General features: G+C 68.4%; 13 protein-coding genes and 1 pseudogene. 11 read left to right on the top strand and 3 right to left on the bottom strand.

Annotated elements, in window-relative coordinates; translation table 11 throughout:
* Window positions 1-103: 103 nt before the first annotated feature.
* Complete coding sequence (locus ACQEVO_RS12610; RefSeq protein WP_432912468.1) at window positions 104-1,102, top strand: MBL fold metallo-hydrolase; 999 nt, start codon at window positions 104-106, stop codon at window positions 1,100-1,102.
* A gap of 151 nt (window positions 1,103-1,253) precedes the next feature.
* Here the strand turns inward: ACQEVO_RS12610 and ACQEVO_RS12605 are convergent, their stop codons facing one another.
* Complete coding sequence (locus tag ACQEVO_RS12605) at window positions 1,254-1,631, bottom strand: PepSY domain-containing protein (protein ID WP_432912466.1); 378 nt, start codon at window positions 1,629-1,631, stop codon at window positions 1,254-1,256.
* Between the two features lie 120 nt (window positions 1,632-1,751).
* Here ACQEVO_RS12605 and ACQEVO_RS12600 point away from each other — a divergent pair, with 120 nt between their 5' ends.
* The 10 genes and pseudogenes from ACQEVO_RS12600 to ACQEVO_RS12555 all read left to right on the top strand — a co-directional run bounded on the left by ACQEVO_RS12600 (window position 1,752) and on the right by ACQEVO_RS12555 (window position 12,318).
* Window positions 1,752-2,429, top strand: coding sequence for a response regulator (locus ACQEVO_RS12600; RefSeq protein ID WP_432912464.1), 678 nt, complete (start codon window positions 1,752-1,754; stop codon window positions 2,427-2,429).
* The gene (locus ACQEVO_RS12595) at window positions 2,422-4,002 is read left to right on the top strand and encodes a sensor histidine kinase (RefSeq protein ID WP_432912461.1); all 1,581 of its coding nucleotides are present in this window, start codon (window positions 2,422-2,424) and stop codon (window positions 4,000-4,002) included. The genes ACQEVO_RS12600 and ACQEVO_RS12595 overlap by 8 nt, the downstream gene beginning before the upstream one ends.
* A gap of 176 nt (window positions 4,003-4,178) precedes the next feature.
* Window positions 4,179-4,481: pseudogene (locus ACQEVO_RS12590) on the top strand (metalloregulator ArsR/SmtB family transcription factor); the annotation flags it as partial.
* A 6-nt stretch (window positions 4,482-4,487) separates the two neighbouring features.
* Window positions 4,488-4,907 (top strand): SRPBCC family protein, encoded by a 420-nt coding sequence (locus ACQEVO_RS12585; RefSeq protein ID WP_432922631.1) that lies wholly within the window; start codon window positions 4,488-4,490, stop codon window positions 4,905-4,907.
* A 626-nt stretch (window positions 4,908-5,533) separates the two neighbouring features.
* Window positions 5,534-6,316 (top strand): GntR family transcriptional regulator, encoded by a 783-nt coding sequence (locus ACQEVO_RS12580; protein ID WP_432912458.1) that lies wholly within the window; start codon window positions 5,534-5,536, stop codon window positions 6,314-6,316.
* Complete coding sequence (locus ACQEVO_RS12575; protein ID WP_432912455.1) at window positions 6,317-6,544, top strand: 4Fe-4S dicluster domain-containing protein; 228 nt, start codon at window positions 6,317-6,319, stop codon at window positions 6,542-6,544.
* Between the two features lie 9 nt (window positions 6,545-6,553).
* Window positions 6,554-7,933 (top strand): ABC transporter substrate-binding protein, encoded by a 1,380-nt coding sequence (locus ACQEVO_RS12570; RefSeq protein ID WP_432912452.1) that lies wholly within the window; start codon window positions 6,554-6,556, stop codon window positions 7,931-7,933.
* Between the two features lie 32 nt (window positions 7,934-7,965).
* A complete protein-coding gene (locus tag ACQEVO_RS12565; RefSeq protein WP_432922628.1) occupies window positions 7,966-8,784 on the top strand; it encodes an ABC transporter permease in 819 nt (272 codons plus the stop codon).
* A gap of 121 nt (window positions 8,785-8,905) precedes the next feature.
* Window positions 8,906-9,619: an ABC transporter ATP-binding protein gene (locus tag ACQEVO_RS12560; RefSeq protein WP_432922625.1), complete on the top strand. Its 714-nt coding sequence runs from the start codon at window positions 8,906-8,908 to the stop codon at window positions 9,617-9,619.
* On the top strand, window positions 9,616-12,318 hold the full coding sequence (locus ACQEVO_RS12555) for a fumarate reductase/succinate dehydrogenase flavoprotein subunit (RefSeq protein ID WP_432912449.1): 2,703 nt from the start codon (window positions 9,616-9,618) through the stop codon (window positions 12,316-12,318). The genes ACQEVO_RS12560 and ACQEVO_RS12555 overlap by 4 nt, the downstream gene beginning before the upstream one ends.
* 362 nt (window positions 12,319-12,680) lie before the next feature.
* Here the strand turns inward: ACQEVO_RS12555 and ACQEVO_RS12550 are convergent, their stop codons facing one another.
* Both ACQEVO_RS12550 and ACQEVO_RS12545 read right to left on the bottom strand, forming a co-directional pair.
* Window positions 12,681-14,354 carry an FAD-dependent oxidoreductase gene (locus ACQEVO_RS12550; RefSeq protein ID WP_432912447.1) on the bottom strand — a complete coding sequence of 558 codons (1,674 nt, stop codon included), beginning with the start codon at window positions 14,352-14,354 and terminating at the stop codon, window positions 12,681-12,683.
* The gene (locus tag ACQEVO_RS12545; RefSeq protein WP_432912445.1) at window positions 14,354-15,712 is read right to left on the bottom strand and encodes a cytochrome P450; all 1,359 of its coding nucleotides are present in this window, start codon (window positions 15,710-15,712) and stop codon (window positions 14,354-14,356) included. Before ACQEVO_RS12545 ends, ACQEVO_RS12550 begins: the two co-directional genes overlap by 1 nt.
* Window positions 15,713-15,714: the final 2 nt, after the last annotated feature.

Below are 15,714 nucleotides of genomic sequence, written 5' to 3'. Positions count from 1 at the left end.
AGGTCGCCGGGTCTGCCGGAGCTCGAGGGCTGCACCCGCGAGCTGCGCTCGGCTACCGGATGCGAGGAGTGATTGCCTCGCCTAAGGAATTAAGGTGGTAGGGGTGAACAGCGCGCAATCTGTCGGTGACGGCATCTACCGGATCCAGGTTCCGATCACGGACAACCCTCTCGGGCACACCCTGGTGTATGCGCTGGAGTCGCCGGGTGGTCTGGTGCTCGTCGATGCCGGCTGGTACGACGACAACGCCTGGGAGGGGCTCACATCGGGGCTGGAGATGATCGGCCATTCGGTGGCGGACGTCGAAGGCGTGGTTGTCACCCATTTCCACCCGGACCACAGCGGCTTGTGTGGTCGCGTCCGGGAAGCCTCGGGTGCGTGGATTGCGATGCACGAAGCGGATCATGAACTGTTCACACAGATGTCGGCCGAGCGGGATACCGCGTGGCTGGACGCTCAGGTCGCGAACATGGCCCGCGCCGGCGCCGGCCGGGCCGACCTGCAGGCATACCGGCACGCCGAGACGGGGGAGGTTCCGGTGGGCCGGGACTCGGCCCCGGATCGCACTCTGGCCGACGATGAACGCATCGCGTTGACCGGTCGCGACCTGCGCGCGGTGTACACCCCGGGCCACACTCCCGGCCACGTGTGCTTCTACCTCGAGGACGCCGACGTGATGTTCACCGGCGACCATGTCCTGCAGAAGACGACACCGCATATCGGCAATTACCTCTACCCGCTCGAGGAGCGGGACCCGTTGGCCCAGTTCATGGATTCGCTGCGCCGGGTGCAATCGATGAACGTCACCCGGGGGCTGGGCGCTCACGGGCTCCCCATCGGCGATGTGGCGGGTCGCGCCGCCGAATTGATCGACCACCACGAACAGCGACTGGAACACTTGTCCAAGGCCTTCGGTAACGATCAGCTCACGGTGTGGCAGGTGGCCGAGCGCATGCAGTGGTACAAGCCGTGGACGGACCTGTCGCCCATGGCCAAGACTATGGCGCTGTCGGAGGCGGCGGCGCACCTGCGGCACCTGGTCGCACGCGACTCGGTCGCCCCGGTGCCGGGCAGCGAGCCGGCCCGTTACGCCCGCCGGTAGGCGGAGCCGCACCGCTCGGCCGGTGGGCCGAGCGGTGCTGTCGGGTGCCGGTCACTACAACCCCGTGGCCGCGGCGCTCCGGTCCGCCGGCCGGCTGGTCTTCGCTCGAGGTGGATCAGCGGCGATCCCGGGCCGGGTGGCCCGTTGCCGGTCAGTCGTGGTCGACGGTGCCGAGAACTTCACCGGTGTCCGCATCGATGGTGACCTCGAACTCCACCCCCTGTGGTGTCACCACCTCCACTTCCCAGGCCGCGACCCGGTGTTCCGTATCGAATTCCGCCGACACGGCCCGGCTGCCGGGGACCGCGGCCACCGCGGCGTCCATCGCCTGCTGCCGGTCGATTCCGGGAGCCGATACCAGGCTCCATTCCACTGCCGGCCCGGCGGCCGCGGCGATACGCTCGTGCGCTCCCGCTCCGAGGGCTACCCCCGAGACGGCGAGGCAGGCGCCGGCCACGACGGCCGCGACCGCGACGCCGACGAGGAGCCGGCGCAGCCCGGCGACCGCATTGCGAATAATTGTTCCCATGGTGAAAACTCCTGTGTAGGTGAGTGTCCTGGATGCGTTCACCACTGTGGCAAAGCGACGCTGAAGACGACCTGAAGCGACCTGAAGATCGTTTCAGCAAAGTTCTGTCACTCTGGGACGATGCGTCTGCTGATCGTGGAGGACGAGAAGCGTCTCGCTCTCACCCTGGCAAAGGGCCTGTCCGCCGAAGGTTTCGCCGTCGATGTCGTGCACGACGGGGTCACGGGGCTGCACCGCGCCACCAGCGCCGACTACGACCTGATCATTCTCGACATCATGCTGCCCGGAATGAACGGCTATCGCGTGTGCTCCACCCTGCGCGCGGCCGGCGACGAGACCCCGGTCCTGATGCTCACGGCCAAAGACGGCGAGTACGACGAGGCCGAGGGACTCGACACCGGTGCGGACGACTATCTGCGCAAACCGTTTTCGTATGTGGTGCTGCTGGCCCGTATCCACGCGCTGCTGCGCCGGCGAACTCGCGGCGGTGCCCGGACGCTGCGCATCGGCGACCTGATCGTGGATCCCGGCACTCATACCTGCCGCCGCGGCGACTGCGATGTCCCGCTCACCGCCAAGGAATTCGCGGTGCTCGAACATTTGGCGATGCGGGCGGGTGAGGTGGTGTCCAAGGCCGATATCCTGCGCCATGTCTGGGATTTCGCCTACGACGGCGACCCGAACATCGTCGAGGTGTACATCAGCACTCTGCGCCGCAAGATCGACGCACCGTTCGGCCGGCGCAGTATTCTGACCGTCCGCGGGGCGGGCTATCGGTTGGCGGGCGATCGTGGCTGAACGCGCCCGCCGTACGCGGTCACGGTGGAGTTCGGTCCGGGCCCGCACCACCACATCGGCCACCGCTGTGGTGGCCGTGGCGTTGACCGCCGCGGGTCTGCTCGTGCTCACCTCGCTCCGGCACAATCTCGTCGACAGTGCCGGTGTCCAGGCCGAGAACACCGCCCGCCAGATCGCCGGTCAATTGGAACGCGGTACCGGCCTCACGGCTCTGCGCTTCCCCGACCCCGACGACGAACCGGTACAGATCGTCGCCACGGACGGTCACGTGCTCGCGGCCGAGGGTGAACTCCTCGGCCGGGGTCCGATGGCGGACTTCGGACCCTATTCGACCGCGGCGGACAGCGGCGAGGAGGACGACGACGGCGAGGACGACGACGCTGAGGACAACGAGGACAACGAGGACGACGAGGACGAAGACGACGGGGAAGTCGAAGCCGACGCCGGTGAGAACAGCGCGCCCGCGGCCGGTGCCGGCGCAGCGCATACCGCTTCCGGGCCGACGGTAGGTGACACCGCCACCCCGGTGCCGTCGAGCACCGAGGCGATCCTCGGTGATGCGCGGCTGACCGTCGGTGATGCGTCGGCTCCGGAGAACTACCGGGTCGCCGCGCTCGCGAGCACTGCCCCCGGCGGCAGGCCGGTCACCATCTATGCCGGCGCCTCCCTCGACACGGCCGACAGCGCGGTCGCCGACGCCCGGCAGGCCATGCTCCTCGGACTGCTGCCGCTTCTCGTCGTGGTGGCCGCGGTGACCTGGCTGGTCACCCGCCGCGCATTGCGGCCGGTCGAGGCGATCCGGAGCGAGCTCGCCGAGATCATGCACGGTGATCTGTCCCGCCGGGTACCGGAACCGGCCTCGCGGGACGAGATCGCCAGACTCGCGGCGACCACCAACGACACGCTGGCGGCGCTGGAGGAAACGTCGGAACGGCAGCGCCGGTTCATCGCCGATGCCGCGCACGAGCTGCGCAGCCCGATCGCCAGCCTGCGGACCCAGCTGGAAGTCGCGCAGGCGCATCCGGGACTGCTGGAGCTGGACGGATTGCTGGGCGACACCGTCCGTCTGGAACATCTGGCGGCCGACCTGCTCCTGTTGGCCCGGCTCGACGCCGGTGAGAAGCCTCGGACCGAGCGGATGGACCTCGCGGCCTTGATCGCCGGCGAGCTCGCCCGGCGCGTGGGCGACCGGGTCCCGGTCGAATCCGAGCCGGCCGCGGAATCGCTCCCGATCACCGGTAGCGGTACCCAGATCGCCCGCGTGCTGGGCAATCTCGTCGACAATGCGCAGCGCCACGCTGCCACGGTGGTCCGGGTGACACTCGGGCAGGCGGCCGGCCGGGCCGTCCTGGTGGTGGCCGACGACGGCCCCGGCGTGCCGGCAGCCGACCGGAATCGGATCTTCCAGCGTTTCGTCCGGCTCGACGATGCCCGCAGCCGCGATGAGGGAGGCGCCGGCCTGGGCTTGGCCATCGTGCGCGATGTCGTCGAGCGCCATGGTGGCGAGATCCGTGTCGAGGACGATGCGTCGGGGGGCGCGCGATTCGTCGTCGAGCTTCCCATATGCCGGTGATACGCGATCCGGGCTGTCGCGCAGGCCGAACGCACGGTCGGCCTGCCGCGTCGACCGTGCGTTCGGCCGTACGGACCCCCTGCGCTCCACTACCTCCGTGTCGGTCATGTGTGGTCATCGGCAAAAAGCGTCGGATAAAGTTGACATGTCGGGTACTTCCGACATAATTTGAGGTCGTGGCCCACGATGAGGTGTTTCTCGCGTTGTCCAACCCGGTACGCCGGCGGTTGCTGGAAGTGCTCGCCGACGGCCCGCGGACGGCCGGAAGCCTGGCCGGGCTGTTCGAGCTGAGCCGCCCCGCGGTAGCCGAGCATCTCCAGGTGCTGCGGCGAGCCGGGCTGGTCCGGGACGAAGCGGTCGGCCGGCACCGGTGTTATCACCTGATCGCCGCCCCGCTCGCTGAGGTCAGTGCGTGGGTCCATCCGTTCGAACGCTTCTGGCGCAGCCGGTTGCGCACACTCGCAGAGCTCGTGGAGGAAGAACCCGTGAACAGTACCGACGCCGATCATCCGACCATCTCGCTGGACCAGTTCATCGCCGCGCCGCCCGCGAAGGTGTGGCGGGCGCTCACCGATCCGGAACTGCACGGGAAGTGGTGGGCGCCCGGCGATATCGCCGCGACCGTCGGCCACCGCTTCCACCTCGAGATGCCCGGCTGGGGTTCCATTCCCTGCGAGGTCGTGGAAGTCGACCCGGAACGCCGCTTCGTCTACACCTTCAACGAGAACTGGACCCTGGCCTGGCAGTTGACACCCCAGGACAACGGAACCCTGCTGCACCTCGACCACTCCGGTTTCGACCTCGCCGAGCACAAGAGCCGCGACGCCTACGGCCGGATGGGTCCCGGTTGGCGTGACAAGGTCCTGCCCGGCCTGGCCCGGCTCGCCGAGGGTCTGCCGGACTGACAGCGTCCGGCGGCCGCGAAGCTCGCCGGGGATCGCAATCGGGCAATGGATGCGCACTGCGGCCGGGTGCCGCCGGATCGGCGACAGAACGGATACTCGCCCCCCCTTCCCGCCTATCGGGGGAGGGCAGGCCGAGCCGACGGCGAAGCGCGAGATGGCCGAGTCGCCGGTGATCGGGGGAACGGGGGAGCGGCAGTGCTCCGTTCGCCGAGCGGATAAGTGGCACTCCGAGAACGGGCTGCCCCCGGTACGGTTTGCCGTCGGGCCATGAGCTCGAAACCGGTGCCGCGAACACGTCCTGAAATAGTTGGCGATACCTAGATATGCGCATCTAACTATGTATCCTCATCTGCCTTGGCAGAGCTACCCATTCGGAGTAAACGCTGAAATCAATCAAAGACAAGGACAGATACTTCTTCGTCGCCGCGCAGATGACCGCGAGCGGATCATTCGAATCGGGGTGATCCCAACCGGAGTATCCACTGGGCCGGGTGGCGCAATGGCCGTGAACTGTCCCGTCCACGCTGGTCGCGCGATCGGTGACCCGGCGTATTGCGGACCCGCATCTGCGAACCGGTTCGGCGCCCGCCGGGAAGTACCGGGGAACGCCGCTATCGTCACCGTTCATGCAGGTCAGCGAGATGAACAGCGAGCGGGCGGGCGGCGGGGCGACCGTCCGCCGGCTGCGTGCGGACCAGGCGAGGCGGGTCGCCGATATCCTGCGTCACCAGATCCACGCGGGAACCGTCGGCGATACGCTGCCCGGGGAGCAGCAACTGGCGGCGGAGCACCGGACCTCCCGTAATACGATCCGGGACGCGCTGGCTCTGCTACGCGACGAGGGGCTTATCGACCGCGCACCCCGGCTCGGCACCAGGGTGGCCGCCCGGAAATTCGATCACGGCTTGGATGCGCTGCTGGGGCTGCAGGAGACCTTGGAGGGCCGGGGTACGGTCCGCAACGAGGTGCGGGCGGGTCAGCCGATCACCGCACCGCCGGCGGTCGCGCGGCGGCTCGGACTCGCGCCGGGCGAGCAGGTCGTGTACCTGGAACGGTTGCGCTATCTCGGCGACCGTCCGCTGAGCCTGGACCTCACCTATCTCGCCCCCGAGATCGGTGCCCGCGTCCTCGACCACGATCTCGCCCACACCGATGTGTTCGTGCTCCTCGAACAGCTCAGCGGACAGTCCCTCGGTTCTGCGGATCTGACGGTGGAGGCGATTCCCGCCGACCGGCACACCGCCGCGACCCTCGATGTCCCCGACGGCGCGCCCCTGCTGATGCTCGAACGCCTCACCCGCCTCGACGACGGCACACCCGTCGATCTCGAATACATCCGGATGCGCGGTGACCGGATCACGCTGCGCGGCAGCCTCTCCCGCGCGATCCCCGAATGGAAGGTCCTGTAGATGGCTCTGGCGAACCAGCGCACCGATATTCCGGTGACCATCGACGAATCCCTGTGCATCGAAGGCTGCACCCTGTGCGTCGAGATCTGCCCGCTCGACTCCCTCGCGATCAATCCGGACAACGGTAAAGCGTTCATGCACGTCGACGAATGCTGGTACTGCGGCCCCTGCGCCGCCCACTGTCCCACGGGCGCCGTCACCGTCAACATGCCGTATCTCCTGAGGTAGAGACCCATCATGTCCACATTGAAACGCCTGACCGCCGTGCTGGCCGCCGGGGCGCTCGCCCTCACCGGGTGCTCGCTGGAAGACGCCACCGCCGGCGATACCGTGCGCGTCGTCGTCGGATACCAGTCCAAAACGATCAACACCGTCACCGCGGGCACTCTACTGCGCGCCCAGGGCTATCTGGAGCAGCGTCTGGCGCGGCTCACCGAAGAGGGTGGGCCGGCCTATGAGGTCGAATGGCAGGACTACGACACCGGCGCCCCGATCACCGCGCAGATGGTGGCGGAGAAGATCGATATCGGGTCGATGGGCGATTACCCGCTGCTGATCAACGGGTCGCGTACCCAGGCCAACGAGCGCTCCCGTACGGAGTTCATCTCGGTCACCGGCTACAACCCCAAGGGTGCGCTGAACATGGTGGTGGTGCCGCCGGATTCCCCCGCGACGGGCCTGGCGGACCTGGCCGGCAAGAAGGTTTCCGCCAGCGTCGGCTCCGCCGGGCACGGCACATTGGTGCAGGCACTCACCCGCGCGGGGATCGACCCGGTCAGCGGGGTGGAGGTGCTCAACCAGCAACCGCAGGTCGGGGCGTCGGCCCTGGAATCGGGTCAGGTGAGCGCGCTGTCGCAGTTCGTGGCCTGGCCGGGCCTGCTGGTGTTCCAGGACAAGGCGAAACTGCTCTACGACGGCGCCGAACTGAATGTTCCGACGTTCCACGGTGTGGTGGCCCGCAAGGATTACACCGCTCGGCATCCCGAAGTGGTCGACGCGTTCCTGCAGGCGCAACTGGACGCCACCGAATTCCTGTGGCGGGAACCGCTGGAGGCGGCGCGGATCGTGGCCGAGGGTTCGGGCCTGCCGCAGGAGGTGGTCTACCTCTACAACGGTCCCGGCGGCACCTCGTTCGACACCACGCTCAAACCGAGCCTGCTGGCGGCGTTCAAGGACGATGTGCGGTATCTGAAGTCGATCGGTGATTTCGCCGACCTCGACACCGGCGCCTTCGCCGACGACCGGTTGATCCGCGCCGCGTTCGCCGCCCGCGGCCAGGACTACGAGAAGGCGCTCGCCGACCCCGCCAACCGCACCACGGGGTCCGGTACGGAATTGTGGCTGGACGGGCAGGACACCACCCGGCCGGCCGGTGATCCCACCGAACTGCTGCGCGCGGTGAAAACCGCGCGGGCCCAGGGGCAGACGGTCCGCGCCGCCTACATCGTGGATTCCGAACTGGGCACCCGCTGGTTCGCCGACAAGGCCGTGTGGTTGCGCGACGGGGACACCTACCGGGCGTTCACCACCCCGGCGGCTGCCGGTCGTTACCGGCAGGCGCATCCCGCTGCCCAGCCGGTCGGCTACGACCAGGCCGTCGCGGACGTCCGGTCGTGACCGTCGCCGCTCCCGCCGATGCCGGTGCCGCCCTGCACAGCGACCGCTCCCGTGCCCGGCACCGCACCCGCTCGGTGTGGCCGGACCGCGCGCTGCGGGTTGTTTCGGTGGCCGGTGCCGTACTGATCTGGCAGTTGCTGACCGCCGCCGACGTCCGGCTGTGGCTACGTTTCGACACCCTGCCCACAGTCACCGAGGTGGTCACCGCGTTGGGCCGCCGGCTCGGTACCGAGGTCTACTATCTGGATCTGGCGCAATCGCTGATCCGCATCCTCACCGGTTTCGCCGTCGCCACTGTGCTCGGCGTCGCGAGCGGGATCGCGCTCGGCCGGTCCCGGTTGTTCGCCGGGATCCTCGGCCCGCTCACCGAACTCGCCCGGCCCATCCCGGCGATCGCGGTGGTGCCGATCGCGATCCTGCTGTTCCCCGACGACGAGGCCGGCATCGTGTTCATCACCGGCTTGGCCGCCTATTTCCCGATCATGGTCAGTACCCGGCACGCGGTTCGTGCCCTGCCCACCCTGTGGGAGGACTCGGTGCGCACCCTCGGGGGCAACCGCTGGGATGTGCTGGTCCGGGTCGTGTTCCCCGGGGCGCTGCCGGGGATATTCGGCGGGCTGTCGGTCGGTCTCGGGGTCGCCTGGATCTGCCTGATCTCCGCGGAGATGATCTCCGGGCGGCTCGGTGTCGGCTACCGCACGTGGCAGGCCTACACCATCGTCGACTATCCGGGGGTGTTCGTCGGGATCATCACCATCGGTGTTCTCGGGTTCGGCACTTCCGCGGCGATCGAACTGCTCGGCCGCCGGGTGACCCGCTGGCTGCCCCGGGGAGAGGGGAACAGCCGATGACGATACGCCCGTGCCCCGGCGCCCGCCGGATCCCGATCACGAACTCCGCAGAAAGGACGGTACTCCGGTGACCACCACTCTCATACCGCGCGAGGCGGAGCCGGAAACCGGGGAGCACGGCATGGCCCTGCGCCTGGACGCTGTGTCGCTGTCCTATACCGGCGGCCCGGTGATCACGAACCTGTCGCTGGACGTCCGGCCCGGTGAAATCCTGGTGCTCACCGGTCCTTCCGGTTGCGGAAAGTCCACGGTGCTGCGCGCTCTGGCCGGGCTGCTGGCCCCCGACGCGGGCCGTGTGCTCGCCGACGGCGACCCGGTGACCACCACCTCCCGTGACCGTGCCGTCGTGTTCCAGGACAACGCGTTGCTGCCGTGGCGCACTGTGCGGGCCAATATCGAACTCGCGCTGCGGTTGCGCGGCGAACCGAAGGCGGGGCGCCGCGCGGCCGCCGATCGGTGGATCGAGGAGGTCGGGCTCACCGGTTTCGCCGATTTCCTGCCGAAGAGCTTGTCCGGCGGTATGCGGCAGCGCGTGCAGCTGGCGCGTGGGCTGGCCGGCGCGCCGCGCGCGGTGATGATGGACGAACCGTTCGGTGCTCTCGACACCCCGACCCGCGGCACCATGCAGCGCCTGCTGATCGAAACCTGGCGTACCCATCCCACCACCGTCGTGTTCGTCACCCACGACGTGGACGAGGCGTTGCTGCTGGGCGACCGGGTCGCGGTGCTCGGGCAGGCCGGGGATCCGCTGCGCGCGCTGGTCGATATCCCGAATCCGCGCGAAACCGCCGACCGGCGCGCTGAGCGTGCCCGAATCCTGGAGGCTCTGTCGTGACCGCACCCGCCCTGTTCACGGCGCCGGATCTCGCCGATACCGTCCGTCTCGACTGCGATGTGCTCGTCATCGGTGGCGGCACCGCGGGCACGATGGCCGCGCTGACCGCCGCCGAGCACGGCGCGAACGTGCTGTTGCTGGAGAAGGCGCATGTCCGGCATTCCGGGGCGCTGGCCATGGGGATGGACGGGGTGAACAATGCGGTGATCCCGGGGAAGGCCGAACCGGAGGATTACGTCGCGGAGATCACCCGTGCCAACGACGGGATCGTCGATCAGCGAACCGTGTACCAGACCGCGACCCGGGGTTTCGCCATGGTGCAGCGGCTGGAAGGTTACGGCGTCAAGTTCGAGAAGGACGAGTACGGGGAGTACGCGGTGCGCCGGGTGCACCGGTCGGGGTCGTATGTGCTGCCGATGCCCGAGGGCAAGGATGTGAAGAAGGCGCTGTACCGGGTGTTGCGGCAGCGTAAGAACCGGGAGCGGATCCGGATCGAGAACCGGTTGATGCCGGTGCGGGTGCTCACTGCGGGCGGCCGGGCGGTGGGCGCGGCGGCGCTGAACACCCGCACCGGAGAGTTCGTCACCGTCGGTGCGAAAGCGGTGATCCTGGCGACCGGCCCGTGCGGGCGGCTGGGGTTGCCGGCGTCTGGGTACCTGTACGGCACCTACGAGAATCCGACCAATGCCGGTGACGGTTATTCGATGGCCTACCACGCGGGCGCGGAGCTCAGCGGGATCGAGTGTTTTCAGATCAACCCGTTGATCAAGGATTACAACGGTCCCGCCTGTGCGTATGTCGCGAACCCGTTCGGTGGTTACCAGGTGAACGCGCAGGGCGAGCGGTTCGTGGATTCCGACTACTGGTCGGGGCAGATGATCGCGGAGGTGAAACGGGAGATCGATTCCGCGCGCGGGCCGATCTATCTGAAGGTTTCGCATCTGCCGGAGGAAACCTTGAGCACTCTCGAGGGGATCCTGCACACCACCGAACGTCCTACCCGCGGTACCTTTCACGCCAATCGCGGCCACGACTACCGCACCCACGATATCGAGATGCATATTTCCGAGATCGGTTTGTGCGGTGGGCATTCCGCGTCCGGGGTGTGGGTGGACGAGCACGCTCGCACCACTGTCCCGGGTTTGTATGCGGCCGGTGATCTGGCGTGCGTCCCGCACAACTACATGATCGGCGCCTTCGTTTTCGGGGAACTGGCCGGTGCGCACGCTGCGGGGACGCTGTCGGAGGTGCCCGTCCCGGAGGCTCTGCCCGCGGAGCAGATCGCCGCCGCCCACGAATTCGTCTACCACCCGCTGGGTAACCCGGACGGGCCGCCGCAGCCGCAGGTCGAATACAAGCTGCGTCGTTTCGTCAACGATTATGTGGCGCCGCCGAAAACCGCGGCCAAACTCTCGCTGGCGGTAGAGACCTTCGAACGGATGCGTGGCGATCTCGCCGAGATGGGTGCGCGCACCCCGCACGAATTGATGCGCGCTGTCGAGGTGTCGTTCATCCGTGACTGTGCGGAGATGGCTGCCCGCAGTTCCCTGACCCGCACCGAATCCCGGTGGGGTCTCTACCATGAACGCGCCGACCTGCCCGAACGCGACGATCAGCAGTGGCGTTATCACCTCAATCTGCGTAAACGCGCAGACGGGGAGATGGAGTTCGTGAAGCGGCCGGTCGCACCGTATCTGGTGCCCGTGCCGGGGCTCGATGATCTGCCCTCGCTGGAGGATCCGGTTGTCGTCGCGTCACCCGAGCTCGTCGGGCATCGTCGCGCACCCGATACCGCGACCTCGCCGGCCCGGGTCCCGGCCACCGAATCCACGCCGGCCGCCTCGCCGCGGCTGGTCGCGTTGCTCGCGCTGGACGCGCCCACAGCGGCCGAGCTCGCCGCGTACCTGGGCGATACCGACGAACGGGTGCGGGTCGCGGCGATCGCGGCGCTCACCGAGAACACCCCCGACGGTTACGTACCGCTGCTGGTGCGGTCCCTCGACGACCCGGCGGCCACGGTCCGCGCCGCCGCCGCGGCCGCTCTGCGCGAACTGGTGGAGGTCCTGCCTTCTGCGGACGGTCTCGCCGACCGGTTGGGTTCCGGCGATCCGGTCGTCCGCGCCGCGGTCGTCGACCTGCTGCGTGCGCTGCGCGCCGGTACGGCCGCCGATTACCGTGCGGCGCTGGATGATCCGGACCATCGCGTCCGTATCGAAGGGGTGCGGGCGCTGGTGTCGCTGGACGACCGTGACGCGATCGCGGCCGCCGCCGCCGACCCCAACCGTGAAGTGCGGATCGTGGTTGCGCAGGGCTTGGCCACGATCGGCAACGGTGGCGCCGATATCGTGCGGGTGCTGTCCGGTGACCGTGATCCACTGGTGCGGGCCGCGGCATTGGCGGCATTCGCCGAAACCGGTGCCGAGGCTGCCGATATCGGCACCTGTGTCGCCGCCCTCGGCGATTCCGCCTGGCAGGTCCGGGTCGGTGCGGCCCGGGGCCTGGCCGCCGCCGAGCCGGATACGGCGATTCCCGCGCTGTCCGGGGCGCTCGCCGACCCGCACCTGGATGTCCGCAAAGCGGTGGTGCTGACCCTGGCGGCCTGGAATGGGTACGAACCGGCGCGCGTAGCGCTGAAAGGTGCGGTCGACGATCCCGATGCGGATGTTCGCGCCTACGCGCGCCGCGCTCTCACGACGTGAGTACTTCGTCGTACCCGGGGTCGTGTTTCCGGCTGCCACTGGTCCGCGCAGCCGGTTCCTCGTGGTGGTGCGGGCGCCGAGCACGTGTCGACGCCGATGACCTGATGCGCAATGGGGATTTCAGAGTGTTGTCCTGGAATCGCCACCGTAGATGAGCGAAGGCCGCAGTAGCGGCAGAACCCACCCGGAAGAACGCCCCGACGGTGGAGGAGCCGCGGTCTCGGGTGTCGAGGGGCAAGGCGGCGTAAGCGGCCAGTGTCACCTTTGCACCGATCCGGGCCGCCGCCGCGTAACCACCAGTGATCCCCTGCCTGACCGGCCCGGTCTGCTTCGTTACCGGCGCGGGGATGATCGGCGCCGGGTCACCCGTTGCGCGCGGTGGCCAGCAGCTGGTCGACTGTGGCGATCTTGACGCGTGGGCGTTGGGCGGCGGCGCCGGCGGCGCGTTCGGCGCGGTCGATCGCCTGCCAGGCGGTGCGGTCGAGCATATCGGGTTGACGTTGCCGGACCAGTTCGGTGAGCGCGGTGCGGTCCCGGGTGGGGGCCGGGAGTGCGCCGGCCCGGAAATCGTCCAGGACGGCGGCCACGGTTTCCGCGGCGTCGGCGCGGTTGGAGCCGATGACCCCGCGTGGTCCGCGTTTGATCCAGCCGGCGGCGTACACGCCGGTGACCGGTGTTGCGGCCGTGTCGAGGACCCGGCCCGCTTCGGTGGGCAGTACGCCGCGGTCTTCGTCGAACGGCAGGTCGCCGATCGGTTGCCCGCGGTATCCGACGGCGCGCAGGACCAGCGAGGCTGCCAGTTCACCGGATTCGGTGGTCGGGTGCGCGGCCGGTGATCGGGCGGGGCCGGTGAGCGTGTTGTGCACGTACCGCACCGACCGCACCCGGTCGTCGCCGGTGATTTCGGTGGGGGAGACGCAGTACTGGAACCGGATCCGTTTGTGTCCGTCGCGCGGTGGCCGGGCCGCGTACTCGCCGGCGGCGGCGATTTTCAGCCCGAGTTCGTAGGCCGCGTCCGGGCTGTCGAGGTACGCCTGCCCGGCCTCGTCGAGCACCACGTCCGCTGGGTCGACGACGATATCGACCCCGGTCAACCGCCCCAGTGCCCGGAATTCCGGTGCGCTGTAGGCGGCTTGCAGCAGTCCGCGCCGGCCGAGGATCACGACTTCCCGGATTTCGCTGTTCCGTAGCGCCGCCAGCGCGTGGTCGGCGATATCGGTGCGGGCCAGTTCGTCGGGGTCCATGGTGAGCACCCGCGCGATATCGAGGGCGACGTTGCCGTTGCCGACGATCACCGCCCGCTGCCCGGACAGGTCGAACACCCGGTCGGCGTAGTCGGGGTTGCCGTTGTACCAGGCCACGAATTCGGTGGCGGAATGGCTGCCCGGCAGGTCTTCGCCGGGGATGCCGAGGCGGCGGTCGGCGGGCGCGCCGACCGCGTAGATCACCGCGTGTACGCTGTCGCGCAGTTCGGTGTGGGTGAGGTGGGTGCCGATCTCGGTGTTGAGATACATCTGCAGGGTGTCGCGTTTGAACGCGGCCGCGAACATCTCGGTGACCCCGCGAGTCTGTGCGTGGTCCGGTGCCACCCCGTAGCGGGCGAGCCCCCACGGGGTGGGCAGCCGGTCGAACATCTCCACTTCCACCGACCCGGCGGTGAGCAGTTGTTCGGCGGCGTAGCAGGCGGCGGGCCCGGTGCCCACGATCGCGACCCGCAGGGTCCCGAGGTCCTTGGCGAGGCGCTGCACCGGCGGCGGGGGAGACATATCCGGTTGCAGCGGGTGTTTCGCGAAGTAGCCGGCGTTGACGTCGCGGAAGCCGTCGAGATGTTCGGGCAGGTCCTCCTCTGCGTAGATCGCGTCCACCGGGCATGCCTCGTAGCAGGCGCCGCAGTCGATGCAGGTGTCCGGATCGATGTAGAGCATTTCCGCGGTCGCGAACTGCGGGTCCTCCGGGCGCGGGCGGATGCAGTCCACCGGGCATTCGGTCACGCAGCTCGCGTCGTTGCAGCAGCGCTGCGTGATGACGTAGGCCATCAGTTCTCCCGGCGCCGGCGGCGGTACCGCACCTTGCACGGCTGCTGCAACTGGACCACCATTTTCGAGTGGTCGTTGCGGTAGGTTTCCGAGGGCTGCAGCATCTCGAATTCCCAGTCCCGCAGCAGCACCGAGAAGATCGCTTTCAACTGCATGAGAGCGAACGCGGCGCCGACGCAGCGGTGGCGGCCGGCGCCGAACGGGATCCAGGTCCAGCGGTTGATCAGGTCTTCCTGGTTGGGGTCGATATAGCGGCCGGGGTCGAAACTGTCGGGGTTCGGGAAATCCTCGGGCAGCCGGTTGGAGATCGCGGGGGTCGCCGCGACGTGGTCGCCTTCGGAGATGGTGTGCCCGCATACCTCGAATTCGCCCTGCGCGACCCGCATGAGGATGATCAGCGGCGGATGCAGGCGCAGGGTTTCCTTCAGTACCGCTTCCAGTTGCGGGATCTGGCGCAGCGCGTGGAAGCTCACCTCTTGGCCGTCGGCATAGAGTTCGTCGAGTTCCTTCACGACGCCCGACAGCACCTCCGGGTGGCGCAGCAGTTCGATCACCGACCAGGCGGCGGTGCCGGAGGTGGTGTGGTGGCCGGCGAACATCATCGAGATGAAGATGCCGGTGATCTCGCTGGCGCTGAAATGCGGGGTGCCGTCCTCTTTCTTCACCGACACCAGCACGTCGAGCAGGTCGCGGTCCTGTTTGCCTTCGGGCGGGTTCGCGATCCGGCCGTCCATGATCTCCTGGACCAGCTCCACCAGTTTCGCGCGGGATTCGTCGCGGATGCGGAAGCTTTCGATCGGCATGTACGGGTCCACGTAGGCCAGGGCGTCGGTGCCGCGTTCCAGATTGTGGTAGAGGTGCGCGAACCGGCTGTCGAGTTCCTCCCGGAACTTCGTGCCGATGAGGCAGGCCGAGGAGGTGTAGATGGTGAGTTCGGCGAAGAAATCGAGCAGGTCGATTTCGCCTTCGTCGCCCCAGTTGGCCAGCATCCGGTCGACTTCGCGTTCGATGGTGGCGGCATGCCCGCGCATCTGGTCGCCGCGCAGCGCGGAGTTGTGCAGCATCTCCTTGCGCCGTTCCGGGCTGGCGTCGAAGACCACGCCCTCACCGAAGATCGGTTTCATGAACGGGTAGGCGGCGGCCTGGTCGAGGTCCTCGTCGGCGGCGCGGAAGAAGAATTCGTTCGCTTCGGCGCCGGTGAGCAGAATGACGTGGCGGCCGGCGAGTTCGAACTGGCCGACGTCGCCGCATTCCTCGCGGACCCGGCGCATGAGCGCGATCGGGTCGGTGCGGAATTCCTCCAGATGGCCGTGTTCGTGCTCGCCTCCGGACACCCGCGGCGGTTTCACCGAAGTCATGT

It is taken from the genome of Nocardia sp. CA-290969 (assembly GCF_050936135.1).
Classification (GTDB): Bacteria; Actinomycetota; Actinomycetes; order Mycobacteriales; family Mycobacteriaceae; genus Nocardia.
This window is presented reverse-complemented; position numbering and strand designations above follow the sequence as displayed.

Coding starts and splice junctions, on each gene's coding strand:
- ACQEVO_RS12600 (WP_432912464.1), top strand. CDS start 1,752: ATGCGTCTGCTGATCGTGGAGGACGAGAAGCGTCTCGCTCTCACCCTG.
- ACQEVO_RS12545 (WP_432912445.1), bottom strand. CDS start 15,712: ATGACTTCGGTGAAACCGCCGCGGGTGTCCGGAGGCGAGCACGAACAC.
- ACQEVO_RS12570 (WP_432912452.1), top strand. CDS start 6,554: ATGTCCACATTGAAACGCCTGACCGCCGTGCTGGCCGCCGGGGCGCTC.
- ACQEVO_RS12575 (WP_432912455.1), top strand. CDS start 6,317: ATGGCTCTGGCGAACCAGCGCACCGATATTCCGGTGACCATCGACGAA.
- ACQEVO_RS12560 (WP_432922625.1), top strand. CDS start 8,906: ATGGCCCTGCGCCTGGACGCTGTGTCGCTGTCCTATACCGGCGGCCCG.
- ACQEVO_RS12550 (WP_432912447.1), bottom strand. CDS start 14,354: ATGGCCTACGTCATCACGCAGCGCTGCTGCAACGACGCGAGCTGCGTG.
- ACQEVO_RS12580 (WP_432912458.1), top strand. CDS start 5,534: ATGCAGGTCAGCGAGATGAACAGCGAGCGGGCGGGCGGCGGGGCGACC.
- ACQEVO_RS12605 (WP_432912466.1), bottom strand. CDS start 1,631: ATGGGAACAATTATTCGCAATGCGGTCGCCGGGCTGCGCCGGCTCCTC.